General features: G+C 66.4%; 18 protein-coding genes and 3 tRNA genes. 14 read left to right on the top strand and 7 right to left on the bottom strand.

The features are described 5' to 3' along the window. Positions 1-8: 8 nt before the first annotated feature. From ilvC to LQD00_RS06250, 3 genes are all read left to right on the top strand, one after another. A complete protein-coding gene (ilvC, locus tag LQD00_RS06240) occupies positions 9-1,022 on the top strand; it encodes a ketol-acid reductoisomerase (RefSeq protein WP_039880683.1) in 1,014 nt (337 codons plus the stop codon). A 761-nt stretch (positions 1,023-1,783) separates the two neighbouring features. Then, complete coding sequence (locus LQD00_RS06245; RefSeq protein WP_232716141.1) at positions 1,784-2,836, top strand: hypothetical protein; 1,053 nt, start codon at positions 1,784-1,786, stop codon at positions 2,834-2,836. Positions 2,837-2,879: 43 nt separating this feature from the next. Then, positions 2,880-3,650 carry a hypothetical protein gene (locus tag LQD00_RS06250; RefSeq protein WP_232716142.1) on the top strand — a complete coding sequence of 257 codons (771 nt, stop codon included), beginning with the start codon at positions 2,880-2,882 and terminating at the stop codon, positions 3,648-3,650. Between the two features lie 373 nt (positions 3,651-4,023). Here the strand turns inward: LQD00_RS06250 and LQD00_RS06255 are convergent, their stop codons facing one another. Continuing rightward, complete coding sequence (locus LQD00_RS06255; protein ID WP_006865709.1) at positions 4,024-4,689, bottom strand: S1 family peptidase; 666 nt, start codon at positions 4,687-4,689, stop codon at positions 4,024-4,026. A 331-nt stretch (positions 4,690-5,020) separates the two neighbouring features. Between LQD00_RS06255 and serA the strand changes: the two genes are divergently transcribed. After that, positions 5,021-6,616 (top strand): phosphoglycerate dehydrogenase, encoded by a 1,596-nt coding sequence (serA, locus tag LQD00_RS06260; protein WP_232716143.1) that lies wholly within the window; start codon positions 5,021-5,023, stop codon positions 6,614-6,616. Further along, the gene (locus LQD00_RS06265; RefSeq protein WP_232716144.1) at positions 6,613-7,623 is read left to right on the top strand and encodes a 3-isopropylmalate dehydrogenase; all 1,011 of its coding nucleotides are present in this window, start codon (positions 6,613-6,615) and stop codon (positions 7,621-7,623) included. Before serA ends, LQD00_RS06265 begins: the two co-directional genes overlap by 4 nt. 86 nt (positions 7,624-7,709) lie before the next feature. Here LQD00_RS06265 and LQD00_RS06270 read toward each other — a convergent pair whose 3' ends face one another. After that, positions 7,710-8,939: an MFS transporter gene (locus LQD00_RS06270; RefSeq protein WP_232716145.1), complete on the bottom strand. Its 1,230-nt coding sequence runs from the start codon at positions 8,937-8,939 to the stop codon at positions 7,710-7,712. A gap of 124 nt (positions 8,940-9,063) precedes the next feature. On the opposite strand from LQD00_RS06270, the gene LQD00_RS06275 reads away from it, so the two are divergent. From LQD00_RS06275 to LQD00_RS06300, 6 genes are all read left to right on the top strand, one after another. Further along, on the top strand, positions 9,064-9,837 hold the full coding sequence (locus tag LQD00_RS06275) for a fumarylacetoacetate hydrolase family protein (RefSeq protein ID WP_119032786.1): 774 nt from the start codon (positions 9,064-9,066) through the stop codon (positions 9,835-9,837). After that, a complete protein-coding gene (locus LQD00_RS06280) occupies positions 9,834-10,658 on the top strand; it encodes an alpha/beta fold hydrolase (RefSeq protein WP_119032785.1) in 825 nt (274 codons plus the stop codon). Before LQD00_RS06275 ends, LQD00_RS06280 begins: the two co-directional genes overlap by 4 nt. A gap of 44 nt (positions 10,659-10,702) precedes the next feature. Further along, a complete protein-coding gene (gene gltX / locus LQD00_RS06285; RefSeq protein WP_232716146.1) occupies positions 10,703-12,181 on the top strand; it encodes a glutamate--tRNA ligase in 1,479 nt (492 codons plus the stop codon). Between the two features lie 85 nt (positions 12,182-12,266). Continuing rightward, a tRNA-Gln gene (locus LQD00_RS06290) sits at positions 12,267-12,338 on the top strand. Between the two features lie 50 nt (positions 12,339-12,388). Then, positions 12,389-12,461: transfer RNA gene (locus LQD00_RS06295), tRNA-Glu, on the top strand. A 102-nt stretch (positions 12,462-12,563) separates the two neighbouring features. Continuing rightward, positions 12,564-12,636: transfer RNA gene (locus LQD00_RS06300), tRNA-Glu, on the top strand. A 121-nt stretch (positions 12,637-12,757) separates the two neighbouring features. On the opposite strand, the gene LQD00_RS06305 is transcribed toward LQD00_RS06300, so the two are convergent. Beyond that, positions 12,758-13,255, bottom strand: a complete 498-nt coding sequence (locus LQD00_RS06305) for a PPOX class F420-dependent oxidoreductase (RefSeq protein ID WP_119032783.1) — start codon at positions 13,253-13,255, stop codon at positions 12,758-12,760. Between the two features lie 67 nt (positions 13,256-13,322). Next, on the bottom strand, positions 13,323-14,057 hold the full coding sequence (locus LQD00_RS06310) for an IclR family transcriptional regulator (RefSeq protein ID WP_119032782.1): 735 nt from the start codon (positions 14,055-14,057) through the stop codon (positions 13,323-13,325). 96 nt (positions 14,058-14,153) lie between these two features. Here LQD00_RS06310 and leuC point away from each other — a divergent pair, with 96 nt between their 5' ends. The 3 genes from leuC to LQD00_RS06325 all read left to right on the top strand — a co-directional run bounded on the left by leuC (position 14,154) and on the right by LQD00_RS06325 (position 17,043). Continuing rightward, a complete protein-coding gene (gene leuC, locus LQD00_RS06315) occupies positions 14,154-15,590 on the top strand; it encodes a 3-isopropylmalate dehydratase large subunit (RefSeq protein ID WP_232716147.1) in 1,437 nt (478 codons plus the stop codon). Between the two features lie 48 nt (positions 15,591-15,638). After that, positions 15,639-16,232, top strand: a complete 594-nt coding sequence (leuD, locus tag LQD00_RS06320) for a 3-isopropylmalate dehydratase small subunit (RefSeq protein WP_232716148.1) — start codon at positions 15,639-15,641, stop codon at positions 16,230-16,232. A gap of 184 nt (positions 16,233-16,416) precedes the next feature. After that, on the top strand, positions 16,417-17,043 hold the full coding sequence (locus LQD00_RS06325) for an HU family DNA-binding protein (protein ID WP_232716149.1): 627 nt from the start codon (positions 16,417-16,419) through the stop codon (positions 17,041-17,043). 95 nt (positions 17,044-17,138) lie between these two features. Here the strand turns inward: LQD00_RS06325 and LQD00_RS06330 are convergent, their stop codons facing one another. From LQD00_RS06330 to cofC, 3 genes are all read right to left on the bottom strand, one after another. After that, positions 17,139-18,059 (bottom strand): NUDIX hydrolase, encoded by a 921-nt coding sequence (locus tag LQD00_RS06330; protein ID WP_232716150.1) that lies wholly within the window; start codon positions 18,057-18,059, stop codon positions 17,139-17,141. Between the two features lie 39 nt (positions 18,060-18,098). Beyond that, positions 18,099-20,294 (bottom strand): RNA degradosome polyphosphate kinase, encoded by a 2,196-nt coding sequence (locus tag LQD00_RS06335; protein ID WP_232716151.1) that lies wholly within the window; start codon positions 20,292-20,294, stop codon positions 18,099-18,101. A 135-nt stretch (positions 20,295-20,429) separates the two neighbouring features. Next, on the bottom strand, positions 20,430-21,179 hold the full coding sequence (gene cofC, locus LQD00_RS06340) for a 2-phospho-L-lactate guanylyltransferase (protein WP_232716152.1): 750 nt from the start codon (positions 21,177-21,179) through the stop codon (positions 20,430-20,432). Between the last annotated feature and the right edge of the window lie 78 nt (positions 21,180-21,257).

Raw genomic sequence — 21,257 nt, forward strand, 5'->3', positions numbered from 1 at the left:
GAAACAAAGTGGCCATCGAACTGTTCTACGACGACGACGCGGATCTGTCGATCATCCAGGGTCGCAAGGTCGCGGTGATCGGCTATGGCAGCCAGGGCCATGCGCATTCGCTGTCGCTGCGCGACTCGGGCGTCGACGTCGTCATCGGCCTGCGTGAGGGTTCCAAGTCCAAGGCCAAGGCCGAGGAGCAGGGCCTCAAGGTGCTGACCGCTTCCGAGGCCGCGGCCTGGGCCGACGTCATCATGGTCCTCGCACCCGACACCTCGCAGGCACAGATCTTCACCGAGGACATCGAGCCGAACCTCAAGGACGGCGACGCGCTGTTCTTCGGTCACGGCCTGAACATCCACTTCGGTCTGATCAAGGCTCCGGAGAACGTCACCGTCGCCATGGTCGCGCCGAAGGGCCCCGGCCACCTCGTTCGTCGTCAGTTCGTCGACGGCAAGGGTGTGCCCGCGCTCATCGCGGTCGCCCAGGATCCGAAGGGTGAGGGCCAGGCTCTCGCTCTCAGCTACGCCAGCGCCATCGGCGGTGGCCGCGCGGGAATCATCAAGACCACCTTCAAGGAAGAGACCGAGACCGACCTCTTCGGTGAGCAGGCTGTGCTCTGCGGTGGCACCGAGGAACTGGTCAAGGCCGGCTTCGAGGTCATGGTCGAGGCCGGTTACGCACCGGAGATGGCCTACTTCGAGGTGCTGCACGAGCTCAAACTCATCGTCGACCTCATGTACGAGGGTGGCATCGCCCGCATGAACTACTCGGTCTCCGACACCGCCGAGTTCGGTGGCTACATCTCGGGCCCGCGCGTCATCGACGCCGACACCAAGGAGCGCATGCGCGCCATCCTGAAGGACATCCAGGACGGCACCTTCGTCAAGCGCCTCGTCGCCAACGTCGAGGGCGGCAACAAGGAGCTCGAGGGCCTGCGCAAGCAGAACGCCGAGCACCCGATCGAGGTCACCGGCAAGAAGCTGCGCGACCTGATGAGCTGGGTTGATCGTCCGATCACCGAAACCGCCTGAGTCTAAGCATTTCTTACGATCGGCCCCCGGGATTTCCCGGGGGCCGATCGGCTTTTAGGCCACGGTCGACCGGGACCGGCTGTGAATGGCCTGTGACGTGATGTTGCAGGGGACTGCTACCGTCACCTGCGAACATCAATGGGGGTGTGATGCGGGTAGATTCTGGGGTGCTCCAATCGCTTGCCAACCAAGCCGACGACGCTGCTTCGGCTCTTGTGGCAGCTGATCTCGGAGACAGGCGCGACTCGCTGCGGATTGTGTCGACGGTTCGGCGACGCAGTGGGCTGCACGACTCGTTGCTTTGGAGCTTCGGTCGCAGGCGGAGTCGATTTCCGACAGTCTGAGCTCCGTCGGAAACGCAGTTCGAGGCGCGGGCAATACGTTTGAGGTCGAGGACGCGGCGCTAGCTCGAACGTTCGAAAGTCTCGAGTTCGGGGCCGGGAGGAATTAGCGTGCTGCCGACTCGCCCGCAGCTCACCGGTTGGGCTCCGGCAGCACTCGCCGGCGGCGGGGAATCAGTTGACACAGCAGGGGCGACGACCGAGTCTGCTGTCGGGTCGGTGTACACGGCGTGTCAGAGTCTGCCCTCACTGAGAGGCTGGACAGGGCTGAGTCACGATGCCGGGACAGCGGCGTTCCGGCGCGCGACCAACTCGGCGACAGATCTTGCGTCGTTTGCTGCCTCAGTAGGGTTGGCGCTCTCCGAGGGGGCACACACGCTTGGAAAAGCGCGAACAGACCTTCTGGCGAAGGCTGACGCCGTGGACGCGAGCAAACTCTGGGTGACCGACGCGTGGGTCGTCTTGATCGACCCGATTGAAATGTCCATCGAGGAGGCCGATCGTCTGGCCGGGGAAGCTAATCGACAGCAGGGCGCCATAAACCAACTCATGTTGGCAGTCGACGCCGCTGACAACTCAGTTGCACAGGCCATCCAGGCCGCCGCGGGCAAGCACGGTTGGACAAACCCGTCGACAAACATGTTTGTACCGATTCCGGGGCTAGTGGCCCCGACCGATCAAGTGCCGAACCCGGGCACCCTTCTGGGTCTGCAACAGCAGCTGATGGTGCGTGCCGAGGACATGGCGATGACGGTGCGAGCAACAGAGAGGTTCGAAGATGATCAGGGCCGCCACAAGATTCTCTACATGCAGGACGGTAGTCGCCAAGTCATCACCGAATGGGATCCGTACCGGGGGTCCATGCCGTCAATGAAGCTTTTCGAGACGACTGTCAAGCATTATGACCGCGGCGGGAAGGTGATCTCGACTTCGCACTCATGGGAGGACCTCACCGGAACGAAGGTATTCTCCACCACCTGGGCTGACGGAACTACGGCATATGCGGAGGAATGGGAGGACGGATACAAGACCGGCCGAGTGACTACGCCGGACGGTCGTACTGGGGACATACCGGCGGACAGCCCGTTCTTCTCGCATCCGATCGAGACGACCATCGGGGGCGTGCTCAGTGGAGTCGACAAGTATGTCGATGACGGTCACGGTATCCCGCGGATCTCGGCGGCAGGCGCCGAGAAGCTCGGGGCGGGTGCTAAGTACGGTGGTCCAGCGCTGGCGATCGGCGTTGGAATCTATGACGTTGTAGTGGCTGAGGACAAGTGCGTCGCGGGGTTCTCGGCTGCGTTCGGCGCCGCCGGCGGGTATGCGGGCGGCGTTCTTGGCGCAGGCGCGTCCGCCCCTGGCGGCCCGGCGGCTGTCGCCGGTGCCGCAGGAGGCTCCATGGCTGGAAGCTGGCTCTTCGGGTGGGTCGGCAAGAAGGTCGGAGAAGTCGTTTGTCCAGCGCCGACGTCGTGACATACGCTCCACGGGTCGAAAACTGTTGCGTCGGGGGAGTTTCGTGACCGATGTACGCAGGCCGGAAGCGTGGCGGGGTGGCCGTGTGATCGGACTCCTATTCGTCGCTCTGATGACGCCGGCTGCGGTCGCTCTGGCGGTGAGTGCGTTTCGAGCGCGGGATGTGCCGACTGCCTTCGTTGCAGCTGCGTTTTCGTTGGCGATAATCATCGCTGCAGTCGGTGTACTCCAAGTCCGTGTTCTCGAACGGGTCGAGCCCAACGTTGAGTTCACTGGCGCGCGGACCATTTTGCGTTACGACCGTGTCTACGATCGCCTGATTCGTGTCGCGCTGGCGCTGGCGACTGTCGGCGGTGTGGGATTCGTGGTGCTCGTCCCGTCGGGCGTGATCGACCTGTCGCTGACGCCAGGACAGAAGGTCTTCTTTCCGATCGGGGTCGCCGTCATCGTAGCCGCCGCGGTTTATGGCGAGTATGCCCGCCGGAAATATGGGCCGCCGAGTATCACCTTCGACGACCAGGGCTTGACGCACCATCGGACTGCGTCTGACACGGAGATCCGGTGGGTCGACATCGCTCGAATCACGGCGGAACGGACCGAATCACGGCCGGCCCGCGACGTAGTGGTCATAGAGAGCGCGCCTGATTCGCCGCGATACATGCTGGGTGACGCGCCCTGGTATACGCCGGGCGGAGCGGCGCTCTACTCGATGCTGCGCTTCTATTGGATGAACGCCGAGTCACGGACTGAACTGGTGGACGGCAGTGCCGCGGAGAGGCTCGACGCTGACCAGTTCGCCGACACCGGTCGGTAGGCGTCGGTAGTCCTGCGTATGCACTGACAGCGGGCCCGCATCTCTCCGGAGGTGCGGGCCCGCCGTCGTCGACGCACAAACCCACCCGTTTTCGGCAGACCCACCCCGTGCGCGGATCTGCCGAGAAGGATGGGGTTTGCGGAGCGGTTGGGGGCCGCCCGCGGGCTGACTCCGGGGCCCCGAAAACCGCCCCTGAAAAGCACCCCTGAAAGAGACCCTCCACAGCGGGACCGGCGGCACTATGTCGCCGGTCCACCCCTGGAGGGTCGATCTCAGGGGCGGTTTTCAGCGAAAGCTGCGGCTGGGCGGGCAATGTCCCGGAAACGCACAACGCCCCGGGTGTGAACCCGGGGCGTCGCATGGGGAAGTTCGATCAGGCGATCGTGAATCCCTTGTACTCGGGGATCGAGGCCACCCGGTTGAGGATCGGCTTGATGTTGGTGCCGGTCTCCGGGCCGAAGCAACCGAGGAAGTAGTAGGCGTTCACCATGCCGACGAGGCGGTCGCCGACGACGACGGGGCTGCCGGAGTCGCCTTCGATGACGCACAGCTGGCTCAGGTGGACGTCACCCTCGGAGAACCAGGCGATGCCACAGGTGTTGCCGGTGGTGCGGCCTTCCTTGCACGCGATGGTGGGGAAGCCGATGGGCCGGGGGTCGACGGAGCGGATCGTCACGCCGCGGACGGTGCGCAGCGGCACGACCTTCGAGGCGTCCATCTGGATGATCGCCATGTCGAGGTCGGAGAACGAGTGGGTGATGGTGCCGGCCTGGCCGCGGTCCTGGAAGGTCTCCGAGTAGACCTTCTGGCCGGGGTTACCGCAGTGTCCCGCGGTGATGCCGATGAGCTTGCCGGTCTTGGAGCGGCCGATCGTCGTCAGGGTGCAGGCTGCAGCGGAGTTACCACCTTTGAGGACAAGAATTCCAGAGCCGCCCCCGAGGAAGATCTTCGCCGGGGCCGCAACCGCGACACCCGCTCCCCAGCCGGCGAGCACCGTCGCAGCCAAAACCGCCAACAGTGCCGTCAGCTTCTTCGTCATCCGCTCTCCACTTCTAATTCGCAATGCGCCGAAACGCCTGCCGGAAAGGTCGCGGCAGGCGGTCAAAGCACACCGTACCGGGACTCTCCGGCGTTCGCTCCGGCGTGGGATCGACCCGCGGTCGGTTTGCAACCCTTCCGTGATGCTCGCCGTAGCGCGCCGTAATGCCCGTCACACTCTACCCAGCCACACGGACACGGCTTCTCTTTTGGGGTAGACCGCCTGTTCGGAGCCATCTACCAGACCTTTAAGCTGTGATGCGGAGAGTCCACGACGCTCCGTCCTGCCGAAGGTGAGAAATCGCACCTGCCCCGAACCTGGAGAAAAGACTGTGAGCTCTGCTGGCCGCCCGGTCGTACTCATCGCCGACAAGCTGGCGCCGTCCACCGTGGAAGCACTCGGTGACGGTGTCGAGGTGCGCTGGGTCGACGGCCCGGACCGTCCCAAGCTGCTCGAGGCCGTCGTCGACGCCGACGCCATCCTCGTGCGTTCCGCGACGACTGTCGACGCCGAGGTCCTCGACGCCGGCAAGAAGCTGAAGATCATCGCGCGCGCCGGTGTCGGTCTCGACAACGTCGACGTGCCCGCCGCCACCGCCCGCGGCGTCATGGTCGTCAACGCGCCGACCTCCAACATCCACACCGCCGCCGAGCACGCCATCGCGCTGCTGATGTCGGCGTCGCGCCAGATCCCGGCCGCCGACGCCACCCTGCGCGAGAAGACCTGGAAGCGTTCGTCTTTCAACGGTGTCGAGATCTTCGACAAAACCGTCGGCGTCGTCGGCCTCGGCCGCATCGGTCAGCTGGTCGCGGCACGTCTGGCCGCCTTCGAGACCCACATCATCGCGTACGACCCCTACGTCTCGCCGGCCCGCGCCGCTCAGCTCGGCATCGAGCTGGTCAGCCTCGACGAGCTCCTCGAGCGCGCCGACTTCATCACCGTGCACCTGCCCAAGACGCCCGAGACCCTTGGTCTCATCGGCGCCGAGCAGCTCGCCCGCACCAAGAAGGGTGTCGTCATCGTCAACGCCGCCCGCGGTGGTCTGATCGACGAGCAGGCACTGGCCGACGCCATCAACTCCGGCCAGGTCCGCGCTGCCGGACTCGACGTCTTCGCGACCGAGCCCTGCACCGACTCGCCGCTGTTCGACCTCCCGCAGGTCGTCGTCACCCCGCACCTCGGCGCCTCCACCAGCGAGGCCCAGGACCGTGCCGGCACCGACGTCGCCAAGAGCGTCCGTCTCGCCCTGGCCGGTCACTTCGTGCCCGACGCCGTCAACATCACCGGCGGCGCGGTCGACGAAGAGGTCGCCCCGTGGCTCGAGGTCGCCCGCAAGGCCGGTGTCCTCGTCGGCGCCATCAGCAAGGAGCCGCCGACCTCCATTGTCGTCGACGTCCGCGGTGAGCTGGCCGCAAAGAACGTCGAGGTCCTCGGACTGTCGGCACTGCGCGGCCTGTTCTCGGCCGTCCTCGACGAGCCGGTCACCTTCGTCAACGCCCCGGCCGTCGCCGAGAGTCGTGGCGTCACCAGCGAGGTGACCACCGCTCCGGAGAGCCCCAACCACCGCAGCGTCGTCGATGTGAAGGCCGTCTTCGCCGACGGCTCGGTCCACAACGTCTCCGGCACGCTCACCGAGCCCCGTCTCGTCGAGAAGATCGTCAACATCAACGGCCGCAACTTCGACCTCCGCGCCGAGGGCCACAACCTGATCGTCAGCTACGCCGATCGTCCGGGCTCGCTCGGCAAGATCGGCACCCTGCTCGGCGATGCCGGCGTCGACATCCTCGCCGCCGGTCTGTCGCAGGATGCCGAGGGCGGCGGCGCGACCATGATGCTGCGCGTGAGCAGCGCGGTCGGCGACGACGTCGTCGAGGCCATCGGTACGGCTGTGGGCGCCACCCTGATCGAGCAGGTGGACCTGTCGTGAAGCTCGCTGTCATCGCCGGCGACGGCATCGGACCCGAGGTCATCGGGGAGGCGCTCGGCGTCCTCGAGACCGTCGTCCCGTCGGTGAGCACCACCGAGTTCGATCTCGGCGCTCGGCGCTACCACCGCAACGGTGAGCTCCTCACCGAGGACGACCTCGAGTCGCTGCGCCGCCACGACGCAATCCTGTTGGGCGCCATCGGTGATCCGTCGGTGCCCCCGGGCATCCTCGAACGCGGCCTGCTGCTCACCATGCGTTTCGCCCTTGATCACCACGTGAACCTGCGTCCGTCGCGCCGGTACCCGGGTGTCACCTCGCCGCTGGCCGGTGACCCCGAGATCGACTTCGTCGTCGTCCGCGAGGGCACCGAGGGGCCCTACACCGGTAACGGTGGCTCGATCCGCGTGGGCACCCCGCACGAGGTGGCCACCGAGGTCAGCGTCAACACCCGCTTCGGCGTCGAACGCGTGGTGCGCAACGCTTTCCAGCGTGCGCAGCAGCGTCGTAAGAAGCTCACACTGGTCCACAAGACCAACGTGCTCGGCTTCGCCGGAAAGCTGTGGAGCCGTGCGGTCGAGGAGATCGGCGCCGAATTCCCCGACGTCACCACCGACTACTGCCATGTGGACGCGGCGACCATCTACCTGGTCACCGACCCCGGCCGCTTCGACGTGGTCGTCACCGACAACCTGTTCGGCGACATCATCACCGACATCGCGGCTGCCGTCAGCGGCGGAATCGGACTCGCGGCGTCGGGCAACATCGATGCCACCGGCGCGAACCCGTCGATGTTCGAACCGGTTCACGGTTCGGCACCCGACATCGCCGGTCAGGGCAAGGCCGATCCGACCGCTGCCATCCTGTCCACGGCGCTGCTGCTCCAGCACCTCGGTGAGAACGACGCCGCGGCCCGGATCGAGAAGGCCGTCGCCGACGACCTCGCCGAGCGCAGCGGCCCCGTCGTCACCAGTGAGGTAGGCAAGCGCATCCGCGAACGCCTCGCCTGAGGTCCGCGAACCCGCACCACGGAATCAACCCACCACCCGGCGATCGGGTGGTGGGTTGATCCATATGTGGTGGATTCCCGGGCCGGTCAGGCCTTCACCGGCTCCTCGTCGAGCCGCTGGGCGTCGCGCGGGACCAGGGGAGTGGCCACCAGCGGTGCGAGTGCGGTCACGGCGAACGCCGCCGGGAAGCCGACCGCGGCGATCAGAGCCCCCAACACCGGCGTCGTCGCCGCGGTCACCAGGTACTGTCCGGTGTTCTGCACCGCGAGTCCGCGTCCGCTCCAGTCGGGCCCGGCGAACTCGGCGATGGCGGTGAACGCCAGGCCGTTGTCGGCCACCGAGATGACGCTCGCCACCGCCATCAGAGCGGGTGCGACGGGACTGTCGAACCAATCCGCCAGGGCGAGAGCGCACATCGATGCGACACCCGCGACCGCGATGATCCGGATCGGACCCATCCGGGAGAGCCATGCGTCCGACCATCGGCCCGCGGCGATCCGGCCGAGGGCGCCGACCACCTGCGTCACGGTGATCAGGATCCCGGCGCCGGCGGGCGACCAGCCGTGGGCCACGATCAACCACGTGGGCACGAAGGTCCACATCATCGACTGCGGTACGACGAGCAGCATGCTGACGACGTGGACGCGGGCCAGAAACGAGTTGCCCCGGTAGGGGTTTCGGCCGGTCGTGGGATCGTGTTCGGCGCCAACGGAAGTCGCCCGACGCGGTGGGTCGGTGATGCCGATCAGCACGGCCACCAGGCCGACGGCGGTGATCACGGCCGGGATGGCCAGGGCCACAGCGGGTCCCTGGGTGTCCGCGACGACCGGCATGGTCAACGCGCAGGTCCCGATGCCCAGGGGTTGCGCCATCTGCCGGACACCCATCGCGGTGCCGCGCTGCTGGGCGGGGAACCAGCCCACCACGATCCGACCGCTGGCGCCGTTGGCGGCGCCGGATCCGATGCCGCCCACCAGGAGTGCCGCTCCGACGAGGACATACGACGCATCGGCGGCCGCGGCAACGGCCGCGCCGGTGGCGCCGACGAGCGAGATCGACAGGGAGATCAGCAGGATCCGACGTTCGCCGTATCGGTCCAACAGGATCCCCCACAGGAACGTGGCCATCGTGAGGCCGATCGTGGGGACGGCGGCGAGCGTCGACGCCGCGGTGAGGGTCAGTCCGGCGTTGGTGTGTAGCGCGGGTATCAGATACGCGACGCCGCTCACGACGCAGGTGGTCGTCAGTGCGGCGAGCAGTGAGCATCCGAGGATGACCCACCTCCTGGTGCTGGAAATGATGCTCACGTCATCCATCCGAACTCACCCCGCTCACAAATCCCATAGTTTGGAACAATTGGTTCACATTCTAAGACCGGCGGAATGGTTGGCCAACTCGGCTCCCAACGGATGGGATCGATGGGTGCGATAGGGTCTGGACATGCGCTTAGGTCGAATTGCGAGTCCCGACGGAGTGGCCTTCGTGTCCGTCGAAGGGGAGGGCGACGACGCTGTCGCCAAGGAGATCGCCGAGCATCCGTTCGGCACCCCGACGTTCACCGGTCGCTCCTGGAAACTGGCCGACGTCCGTGTGCTGGCCCCGATCCTTGCCAGCAAGGTGATCTGCATCGGCAAGAACTACGCCGCGCACGCGGCCGAGATGGGTGGTGAGGCGCCGGCCGATCCGGTGATCTTCATCAAGCCCAACACCTCGATCATCGGTCCCGAGGTCCCGATCGTGCGCCCGCCGTCGTCGGAACGCGTCGACTACGAAGGCGAACTGGCCGTGGTCATCGGCCGTCCCTGCAAGGACGTCAAGGCCGCACAGGCCAAGGACGTCATCCTGGGTTACACGATCGCCAACGACGTGACCGCCCGTGATCACCAGAAGGCCGACGGTCAGTGGACACGCGGCAAGAGCTACGACACGTTCTGCCCGCTCGGTCCCTGGATCGAGACCTCCTTCGATCCGTCCGACGTCGAACTCGTCACCGAGCTCGACGGAGAGGTCAAGCAGCGCACGCGGACGTCGTTGATGCTGCACGACATCGGCGAGATCGTCGAGTGGATCACGCGGATCATGACCCTGCTCCCCGGTGACGTGATCCTCACGGGCACGCCCGAAGGAGTGGGACCCATGGTTGCCGGACAGCGGGTCTCGGTGACCGTCAACGGAATCGGCACGCTCTCCAACCCGGTGGTGGACAAGGCATGACAGCTCCCAGTACGGCACGCGTCAACGGAATCGACATCTCCTACAGCGTGGCCGGGAGCGGCCCGCTCGTCGTCATGGTGATGGGCACCGGGAGTCCCGGTCGCGTGTGGAAGGCCAATCAGGAACCGGCACTGGTGAAGGCGGGCTACACCGTCGTCACCTTCGACAATCGCGGGATCGCCCCGTCGTCGGAGTGTGCGGAGGGTTTCAGCCTCGACGACATGGTCGCCGACACCGCCGCACTCATCGAACATCTGGGTCGCGGTCCGGCGATCGTCGTGGGCACCTCGTTGGGCGCCCGGATCACCCAGGAACTCGCCCTGGCGCGGCCCGACGTCGTCAAGGCCGCCGTCCTGATCGCCACCTATGGTCGCAACACACCGCTGCAGGAAGCGATCTCGGCCGGCGAGCGCGCGCTCTACGACAACAAGATCAAGCTGCCGCCGGAGTACGAGGCTGCGATCACGGCTCATCTCAACCTGTCGCCGCACACCCTCGACGACGACCGCTCCGCCCGGGACTGGCTCGACATCATCAGTTTCTCGCCGCAGACGATCACCCCGGGGGTGCGTGCGCAGCTCGAACTCCACAACAAGGAGTCCGACCGGCTCTCGGCGTACCGCAACATCACCCGCCCGACGCTGGTCGTCGGGTTCGCCGACGACCGCACCCTGCCGCCGAAGTTGGCTCGCGAGGTGGCCGAGGCGATTCCGGGTGCGGAGTACGTACAGATCGAACGTGCCGGGCATTTCGGCTATCTCGAACAACCGGCCGAGGTGAACCGCGTGCTCGTCGACTTCTGCGGGCGGTTCCGGGACTGAACGCGCCGGTCAGGGCCTGAGGCGGTTTCGATACCCTGAAGGTCATGACCAGTAGTGAAGCCGTACGAGTCCGATTCTGTCCGTCCCCGACCGGTACACCCCATGTGGGACTCGTGCGGACCGCGCTGTTCAACTATGCCCAGGCGCGTCACGACGGTGGGACCTTCGTGTTCCGCATCGAGGACACCGACTCGTCGCGCGACAGCGAGGAGTCGTACCAGGCTATCCTCGATGCCCTGCGCTGGCTCGGGATGGACTGGGACGAGGGCCCTGAGGTCGGTGGCCCGTACGGTCCCTACCGCCAGTCGGAGCGCCGTGAGATCCACGCAGACGTCGTGGCACGTCTACTCGAAGCGGGGGAGGCCTACGAGGCCTTCTCCACTCCCGAGGAGGTCGAGGCGCGGCACAAGGCGGCCGGCCGCGATCCCAAGCTCGGTTACGACAACTTCGACCGGGACCTCACCGACGAGCAGCGGGAGGCCTACCGCGCCGAGGGTCGCAAACCGGTTGTGCGCCTGCGCATGCCGGACACCGACCTCACCTGGGATGACCTCGTCCGCGGCACGACGACGATCAAGGCCGGCACCGTTCCCGATTTCGCGCTGACCCGCGCATCGGGCGACCCGCTGTACACGTTGGTCAACCCGGTCGACGACGCCATGATGAAGATCACCCACGTCCTGCGTGGTGAGGACCTGCTCTCCTCGACGCCGCGGCAGCTCGCGCTGTACGAGGCGCTCATCCGCATCGGCGTCGCCGACTTCGTGCCGAAGTTCGCCCATCTGCCGTTCGTGATGGGCGAGGGCAACAAGAAGCTGTCCAAGCGCGACCCCCAGTCGAACCTCTTCCATCACCGCGACCGCGGGTTCATCCCGGAGGGCCTGCTGAACTACCTCGCCCTCCTCGGGTGGGGTTACTCCCACGACACCGACGTCTTCTCGCTCGACGAGATGATCGCGGCTTTCGATGTGCGGCAGGTGAATTCGAATCCGGCCCGCTTCGACCAGAAGAAGGCCGACGCGATCAACGCCGAGCACATCCGCCGGCTCGAAACCGGTGACTTCACCGCCCGTCTCAAGGAGTTCCTGATCGGCCACGGGCACCTGTCGGAGCCGGTCGACGATGTGAGTTTCGCCGCACTCGCCGAACTCGTGCAGACGCGCATCCAGGTCCTCGGCGACGCCTGGGACCTCATCAAGTTCGTCTACGTCTCCGACGACGAGTTCACGATCGACGAGAAGGCCGCGAGCAAGAACCTGGGTGCCGACGCAGTGGCCGTTCTGGACGCCACGATCGCCGCCATCGAGCCGTTGGCCTCCTGGACCACCCAGGAGCTGCAGGACGCCCTCAACGCGGCTCTGGTGGACGGTATGGAGCTCAAGCCGCGTAAGGCGTTCGGTCCGGTGCGCGTCGCCGTCACCGGTTCGCAGGTGAGTCCGCCGCTCTTCGAGTCGATGGAGATCCTGGGTCGCGACAAGACCCTCGCACGGCTGTCCGCGGCACGCGAGATCGCCGCTAAATAGCCCTCTGAGCTGCACGTTTATGGACTTCCGGTAACCCTTTGCTATCGTCTTTCTCGGCACTTTTCCTCAGGGAAAAGGAAGTCCATGGGGTATGGTGTAATTGGCAACACAGCGGTTTCTGGTACCGCCATTCTAGGTTCGAGTCCTGGTACCCCAGCGAACTGAAGAAGATCGAATCCGTGAGGTTCGATCGCTGGAAGTTCCTTTGGCCCCGTCGTCTAGCGGCCTAGGACGCCGCCCTCTCAAGGCGGTAGCGCGGGTTCGAATCCCGTCGGGGCTACAGAAGCTCCCTCTTCCTGCTCGCGCAGGACGGGGGAGTTTTTCACTGCAAGGTGAGTGCGGCCGGACCCGTGTTAAGGTCTGGTTCGCCGGAAAGTTCCAAGGCCCCGTCGTCTAGCGGCCTAGGACGCCGCCCTCTCAAGGCGGTAGCGCGGGTTCGAATCCCGTCGGGGCTACGCGAACACCCTCCCTCTGTCCAGCAGAGGGAGGGTGTTTTTCTTTGCGCGGCAGACGAACTCGCCCGCGTCGCGATGTGATGATCGCTACACGGGCGAGCTGTCGGTTTCGTCGGTCGGGTTACAGGTACTGGGCGGTACTTCCCGACGCCGGCATCTCCGGGATGCCGAGCTTGCGGTGATCCCACGAGCGGATGCGTGAGGGCACCAGACGGACCGCCACGCGCTTGTGCATCATCTGCTCGACGAAGGGGCGCGATTCCTCGGTGTAAGGGGCCGTGTAGCGCTCCCAGACGCTGATCCCGACCTTCAGGCATGAGTCTGGGTCGTCGAGGATCTCGGCGGTCCCCTCGAAGGAGACGCCGCGCAATGTGTCGTAGGTGTCGCCGTCCTCGATCATCACGGTGCATCGGTTGTTGCGGCGAAGGTTGACCGCCTTCTGCGACTTGGACTTCGTCTCGAACCAGATCTCGCCGTCGATGACGCCGTACCACATGGCGACGAGGTGGATACCGCCGTCGGGGCCCGTGGTGGCGAGGGTGGCCGTGCGGCTGCGCGCGACGAATTCCTCGATCTCGGCGTCGGACATGACGATCTGGTTGCGTTGGTTGACTCCCATGTGACGAAGCTATCCGACGGACCCGTCGCACGGAACGGTCACGATGGGGATCGGCAGTGACGGTGGCTCAAGCGCGGGAGGTCTGCAGCCGCTTGTGGATCGCGTCGGCGGCGGCGAGGAGATCGGCGGCCCAGCGGGCGCCCGGGCGTCGGCCCATGCGGTCGATGGGTCCGGACACCGAGATCGCCGCGACGACGTCGCCGTTGCCGTCGCGCACGGGCGCCGAGACGCTCGCCACGCCCGCGGCGCGTTCGCCGGCACTCTGGGCCCAGCCGCGGCGTCGGATCTCGTGCAGTGCCCGCTCGCTGAAGACGCTGTCGTGCAAGAGGGCGCGCTGCGTCGCGGGGTCGGCCCAGGCGAGCAGGACCTTGGCCGCGGAGCCGGCGCTCATCGGGAAGCGTGTTCCGACGGGCACGGTGTCGCGGAGTCCGGTGGGCGGTTCCATCGCTGCGACGCACACCCGCTCGGCGCCCTCGCGGCGGTAGACCTGAACGGATTCGCCGGTGATGTCGCGGAGTCGGGGAAGGACCATCAGGGCCGACTCGGTCACGGGATCATGGGCGGATGCGGCGAGTTCGCCGAGTGCTGGTCCCGGCTGCCAGCGACCGGTGATGTCACGTGCGAGGAATCGGTGTGTCTCGAGGCCGACCGCCAGGCGGTGGGCTGTGGCGCGGGGGAGCCCGGTGCGCTCGCACAGCTCCGAGAGGTTGCACGGGGCGTCCGCAATGGCATGGAGCACAGCCACGGATTTGTCGAGTACGCCGATTCCGCTGCTGACCCCGAATGCGCTATCCTTTCCCATAGGACGATACTAGCTGTCCAAATAGTGAGATGCACGGTTTCATCGTGAGATGGGCGTGCACCGTCCGCCGAACCCGAGAAGATATCGAGTGCAGCCATGAGCAACAGCCCAGCCCAGCCGCTTACTCTCGCCGAGAAGGTCTGGCGCGACCACGTTGTCGTGCCCGGTGAAGCAGATGCGTCCGGAACCAGGAATCCGGACCTGATCTACATCGACCTCCATCTCGTGCACGAGGTAACCAGTCCGCAGGCCTTCGACGGCCTCCGGTTGGCGGGACGCCCCGTGCGGCGTCTCGACCTGACGATCGCCACCGAGGACCACAACGTCCCGACGATCGACATCGACAAGCCGATCGCCGATCCGGTGTCGCGCACCCAGGTCGACACCCTCCGCAAGAACTGCGAGGAGTTCGGTGTCCGGTTGCACCCGATGGGTGACACCGAGCAGGGCATCGTGCATGTCGTCGGTCCGCAGCTGGGTCTGACGCAGCCCGGTATGACCGTGGTGTGCGGTGACAGTCACACGGCCACCCACGGCGCCTTCGGTTCGATCGCCATGGGCATCGGCACCAGCGAGGTCGAGCACGTCCTCGCGACGCAGACGCTTTCGTTGCGGCCGTTCAAGACGATGGCGATCAACGTCGACGGTGAACTGCCGCCCGGCGTCACGGCCAAGGACCTGATCCTGGCGATCATCGCGAAGATCGGCACCGGCGGCGGGCAGGGATACGTCCTCGAGTACCGCGGCGAGGCGATCCGCAAGCTGTCGATGGAAGCCCGGATGACCGTGTGCAACATGTCGATCGAGGCCGGCGCCCGCGCCGGCATGATCGCCCCCGACGAGGTCACCTACGAGTTCCTCAAGGGTCGTCCGCACGCCCCGAAGGGTGCCGAATGGGATGCGGCTGTTGCCTATTGGGACAGCCTGCGCACCGACGAGGACGCCGTTTTCGACGCCGAGGTCCACATCGACGCCAGTGAGCTGACCCCGTTCGTCACCTGGGGGACCAACCCTGGGCAGGGTGCCCCGCTGGGATCGACTGTTCCGAACCCCGCCGATTTCGGTGACGAGGTCGCGTCGAGCGCCGCCGCCAAGGCTCTGGAGTACATGGATCTGAAGCCCGGTACCCCGTTGCGTGACATCAAGGTCGACACGGTCTTCGTCGGATCGTGCACCAACGGCCGTATCGAGGATCTGCGCGCGGTCGCCGACGTCCTCAAGGGGCGCAAGCTCGCCGACGGCATGCGGATGCTCATCGTGCCCGGCTCGATGCGGGTGCGCGCCCAGGCCGAGGAAGAAGGTCTCGGGGAGATCTTCCTGAACGCCGGCGCCGAGTGGCGTCAGGCCGGTTGCTCGATGTGCCTGGGAATGAACCCGGATCAGCTCGCCCCCGGCGAGCGTTGCGCCTCGACGTCGAATCGCAATTTCGAAGGGCGGCAGGGCAAGGGCGGACGTACCCACCTGGTGTCGCCGGCCGTCGCAGCCGCCACCGCGATCCGCGGGACGCTGGCCGCTCCGGCCGATCTCGGTTGAGTAACCCCCAGACCACATTCCAGACAACTTCCGAACAGGGGCTTTGAAATGCAGCCGTTCACCGAACACACGGGCATTGGCGTCCCGCTGCGCCGCAGCAACGTCGACACCGACCAGATCATCCCGGCCGAGTACCTGAAGCGCGTGACCCGCACGGGCTTTGAGGACGGCCTGTTCGCCGGATGGCGCACGGATCCGGACTTCATCCTCAACAACGAGCCGTGGAGCAACGGCTCGGTGCTCGTCGCCGGTCCGGACTTCGGCACCGGCTCCTCGCGCGAGCACGCCGTGTGGGCACTGTCCGATTTCGGGTTCCGCGTGGTGATCTCGTCTCGTTTCGCCGACATCTTCCGCGGGAACGCGGGCAAGGCGGGTCTCGTCGCCGCCCAGGTCGAGCAGGCCGACGTCGAGCTGCTGTGGAAGCGTCTCGAGGAGAATCCCGGGATGGAAATCACAGTGAGCCTTGTCGATAAGACCGTCACCGCCGGAGACCTCGTGGTGCCGTTGGCAATTGATGACTACACGCGGTGGCGTCTGATGGAGGGTCTCGACGACATCGGATTGACGTTGCGCCAGGTAGACGCGATTTCCGAGTACGAATCGAAGCGACCGTCGTTCAAACCGAGGACCCTCGCGGACTGACCCGAGACCCCTTTTCGGCCGCGCGGACGGCCGGGTCCCGCCGAAGCGGAGACCTTGTGAGCTGACATGCGATTTCGCAACACGGCGTCTTAATTGGCGTGGAAGATGGACGTTTTCAAATTCGACGTTTACCGTGTGTTGGTAGCTGGCCGAAAATCGGCCAGATCAGCTTGCGGAGGTACTCATGAACAAGGCGGAGCTCATTGATGAGCTGACCAAGAAGCTCGACGCGGATCGCAAGACTGCGACTGAAGCCGTCGAGCTCGTCGTCGACACGATCGTTCGCGCGGTCAACAAGGGCGAGAGCGTGACGATCACCGGCTTCGGCGTCTTCGAGAAGCGGAAGCGCGCACCGCGCGTCGCGCGCAACCCGCGCACCGGTGAAACCGTGAAGGTCCGTGCTACTTCGGTTCCCGCGTTCCGTCCGGGCGCTCAGTTCAAGGCCGTCGTGGCCGGTAAGCAGAAGCTTGCCGCCAACGGTCCGGCTGTGAAGCGCGGCAGCGGAACCACCGCGGCCAAGAAGGCTGCTCCGGCGAAGAAGACCGCGGCCAAGAAGGCCACCCCGGCGAAGAAGACCGCAGCCAAGAAGGCCACCCCGGCGAAGAAGACCACGGCGGCGAAGAAGACCACCGCAGCCAAGAAGACCACGCCGGCGAAGAAGACCACCGCAGCCAAGAAGACGACGACCGCGGCAAAGAAGACCACCGCGGCCAAGAAGGCTGCTCCTGCGAAGAAGACTGCCGCAAAGAAGGCTCCGGCAAAGAAGACTGCGGCGAAGAAGGCTCCGGCCAAGAAGTCGACGCGTCGCTGAAAGCCGGCCCGGTCAGGGCAAACCTCTCAGATCAACCCCTGGTGACTTCCCCGCCAGGGGTTGATCTGTGTCCGGGGGTACTCAGCGCCCGGTGTTCACTCCGGGGGCAGAGGACTCGCGATGTGATCGGCCGCCACGAGCCGACCGTCGTGTAGCGAGCAGACCCATACGCTGCCCTTGCGGTTGGACGCCTTCGGCAGCGAGATCCCGTCCCGCTCGGCCCACCATTCCATGAGCGGTGGGATCACCTTCCCCTGGCTGCAGACGGCCGATGGGTCCGGCGTCTCCGCGGCCAGCTCCCTGATGCGGCGTTGTGCCGCCGCCGGATTGGCGCGATAGGCCTCTTCGGAGAGGTCCGGTTCGCTCCGCACCTCGACCTCGAGGCGGGCCCGGAGAGGTTCGAGCGTCTGCTCACAGCGCACCCGATCCGCGGCGTGGACCCGTCGGGCACCGAAGGCCAGCAGGAGCGGGACGAGGGCCGCCGCCTGCGTGCGGCCCACGGCGTCGAGTGGGCGGAGGCGGTCGTCACCCTTGTACTGAGAACGTCGACCCGCCTTGGCATGACGCACCAGAAGCAGCGTGTGCAGATCGGCCGGCAGCCGCGTGAACTCCCGCAGTACCTGACGATCCAGCTCGTGGCTCAGCGTCTCGCGCGCCTTCTCGACCGTGAGCCAGCGCAGTTCGTCGACTTCGTCGTCCGGGGTGAAACCGGCGTCGCTGCCGCGCGCCGACCAGTAGCGCACGTGCTTGCGGCCCGCGTCGACGTCGTAGTGGACATCGCCCAGGTGCCGCCCGAGGACGACGTGTTGTCCGGTCTCCTCGGCGATCTCGCGGACCGCGGTGTCGACGAGGGTCTCGCCCGACTCACCCTTGCCCTTGGGGATCGTCCAGTCGTCGTAGCGCGGCCGGTGGACGACGGCGATCTCCACGTCCTCCGTCGCCGTCGAGCCCGATGTCCCCGGACGCCAGACCACGGCGCCCGCGGCCCACACGTTCTTCGGCGAGTTCTTACCCATCGGTGATCACCATCTGGAAGGAGCGCCCAGGCCGGCCGGTCACGAATTGGTCTCCGGCCGACGACGATTGCGGCGCATCATCTGCCGTTGGTGATCGCGGACCTCTTCACCGGCGGCGGGGGAGGCCACCCAGCTGCCGTCGGTCTGCAGGACCCAGCAACGGGTACGGGGGTCGAGCGCCGAGGCGAAGATGTCGCCGAGCTCGCCGGCGAGGCGTTTGTCGCGCACGTTCACCATCACCTCGACGCGGCGATCGAGATTGCGGTGCATCATGTCGGCGCTGCCGATCCAATACTCGTTCTGGGCACCGAAATGCAGAATCCGGGAGTGCTCGAGGAACTGGCCGAGGATCGACCGGACGTGGATGTTGTCGCTGACACCTTCCATCCCCGGGCGCAGCGCACTGATGCCGCGGACCACCACGTCGACCGGAACCCCGTTCTGCGACGCACGATACAGCGCGTCGATCACCTGCTCGTCGACCAGTGCGTTCGCCTTCAGCTGCACGCGGGCACGGTCGTCGCCCGCGCGGAACAACTCGATCTCGCGGTGGATGCGCTTGATGATCCCCGCCCGGATGCCCTGGGGGGCAACGAGGATGTTCCGGTACTCCTTCTTGCGGGAGTAACCGGTCAGCGTGTTGAACAGGTCGGTCAGGTCCGCACCGATGTCGGGAGCGGCAGTCAGCAGGCCCACGTCCTCGTACAACCGCGCGGTCTTCGGGTTGTAGTTGCCGGTGCCGATGTGGCAGTACCGCTTGATCGTCGAGCCCTCGCGCCGCACCACCAGACATGTCTTGCAGTGCGTTTTGAGACCCACGAGTCCGTAGACGACGTGCACTCCCGCCTGCTCGAGCTGGCGGGCCCACTTGATGTTGGCCTGCTCGTCGAAGCGGGCCTTGATCTCCACCAGCGCCACGACCTGCTTGCCGGCCTCGGCGGCGTCGATGAGCGCGTTGACGATCGGGGAGTCGCCCGAGGTGCGGTACAGCGTCTGCTTGATCGCGAGGACCTGGGGGTCGGCCGCGGCCTGCTCGATGAACCGCTGCACGCTCGTCGAGAACGAATCGTAGGGATGGTGCACGAGGACGTCGCCCTCGCGCAGCGTCGAGAAGACGCTCTTGGGCGTCTCCCGCTCGCCGAACGCCGGATGCGTGCCCGGCACGAACGGGCGGTCCTTCAGATGCGGCCGGTCGAGGTCGTAGAGCTCGAAAAGCGAAGACAGATCGAGCAAACCGGGCACCTGGATCACGTCGGCCGGGTTCACGTCGAGTTCGCGCAGCAACAATTCGAGCATGTGCTCGCTCATGTCGTCGGCCACCTCGAGTCGCACCGGCGAACCGAACCGGCGTCGGGCGAGTTCCCGCTCGAGTGCCTGCAGGAGGTCCTCGTCGCGGTCCTCTTCGACCTCGAAGTCGGCATTGCGGGTGATCCGGAAGGCGTGATGCTCAACGACTTCCATACCCGGGAACAGGGTGCCCAGGTTGGCGGCGATGAGGTGCTCCATCGGGAGGAACACCGCCTGTTTGGGGCGCCCGTCGTCGGTGCCGCGGTAGGGCACCAGCTGATCGACCCGGATGAAGCGGTTCACATTGTCGGGGACCTTCACCCGCGCGAAGTGCTCGCCGCTCTCGGTGATGTCCTTGACGGTCACCGCGAGGTTCAACGACAGGCCGCTGATGTAGGGGAACGGGTGAGCCGGGTCGACGGCCAGCGGCGTCAGCACGGGGAAGACCTCGTCCTGGAAGTAATCGACCATGCGGGCGCGCTGCTCGTCGGTCAACTGCGACCAGGAGACGACGTAGATGTCGTTGGCGGCCAACGCCGGCCGGACCGAGTCGAGGAAGACGCGGGCATGGCGGTCGGCGATGCTCTGTGTGCGCCCGGCGATGCGCATCAACTGTTCGCGCGGGGACAACCCGTCGGCGGACCGGACCGACAGACCCGTCTCGTCGCGACGCTTCAGGCCGGCGACCCGCACCATGAAGAACTCGTCGAGGTTGGAGGCGAAGATGGCGAGGAACTTCGCGCGCTCGAGCAACGGCAGCGAGGTGTCCTCCGCGAGGGCCAGCACACGGGAGTTGAAGTCGAGCCAACTTAATTCGCGGTTCAGGTACCGGTCCTCGGGCAGATCCGCGGACTCGTCGGGGACGAGGGTTGCGGCCGGCGGTGCGTTGGGGATCGGGGTGGTCGTGACCGTCGTGGTGGTCGATGAGGTCTCGTCGGCAGGGCTCACCCGTCAATCATGGCCCAAAGTCACCGCGCTTGGCATGGGTCGAAGGCCGGAACCTCGGCGCCGGTGGCACGATGTCCGAATCGGCATGGTGCGACAGGCTGAATCGCGCACGTCAGATGCGTCGCAGAGCAACCGTCACAGACGATGCAGAGCGTCGGCGGTGTGGGGGCCGAGACCGAGTGAGCGGGCGGCGTCGAGATCGGTTGCCGTGTCGACGTCCGTCCGCAGATCGGTCCATCGCGTGTGCGCGGGGTCGAGTTCGACGGCCCCGGCGGCCCGGTGCGCCGCAGCCGATCCCGGGCCGAAACGCGGTGCGTCGTCGAATGCTCCGGGGTCGTCGGGGGTGAAGGTGCCGTGCAGCAGGACGGTGCCGCTCCCGTCGCGGTCGGTGAGGAAACTGAGGCGGTGTGCGGGTGCCTCGTGCAGAACCTCGCGCAGCGAGCCGCTCGTCGCGGCGGGCAGATCGGCCTGGACGAACACGACCCGTGTGGAATCGGGCCACGTCTCACGCGCCCACCGCGCACCGTGACCGAAGGCGACGTTGAGCCCCGAGCCCGCGGTCGGAGAGACCACCTCGGGCAGCCCATGGGTACCCGCGCGCTGTGCGGCGGCGAGTACGTCGTCGTCGGGGCTCACGACCACGACCCTCGAGACGCCGGCACCGCGCAACGCCTCGACGGTGTCGAGGAACATCGCGAGGACCAGCGAGCTGCGGGTCGTCGGGTCGTCGTGGCCGAAGGCGGTCGCCAGCGTGGCCGCCAGCCTCGACTTCGCACGATGCAGACTCTTGACCGCCAGTACGGCCGCGACCGTCGCCCCGCCGGCCGCGGGGCTACCCGAGGCGGCGCTGAGGTCGACGCTCATGTCGACGGCGCTGTGGTCCATGCTGACCATCATGGTCCACCGCCGGACCGAGGGTGACATTCCGGGTCGGTCATCGGTGGAGTGGCATTAGGGTGGGCT

Origin of the sequence: Gordonia metallireducens (assembly GCF_021245825.1) — a bacterium.
Lineage (GTDB): Bacteria > Actinomycetota > Actinomycetes > Mycobacteriales > Mycobacteriaceae > Gordonia > Gordonia namibiensis.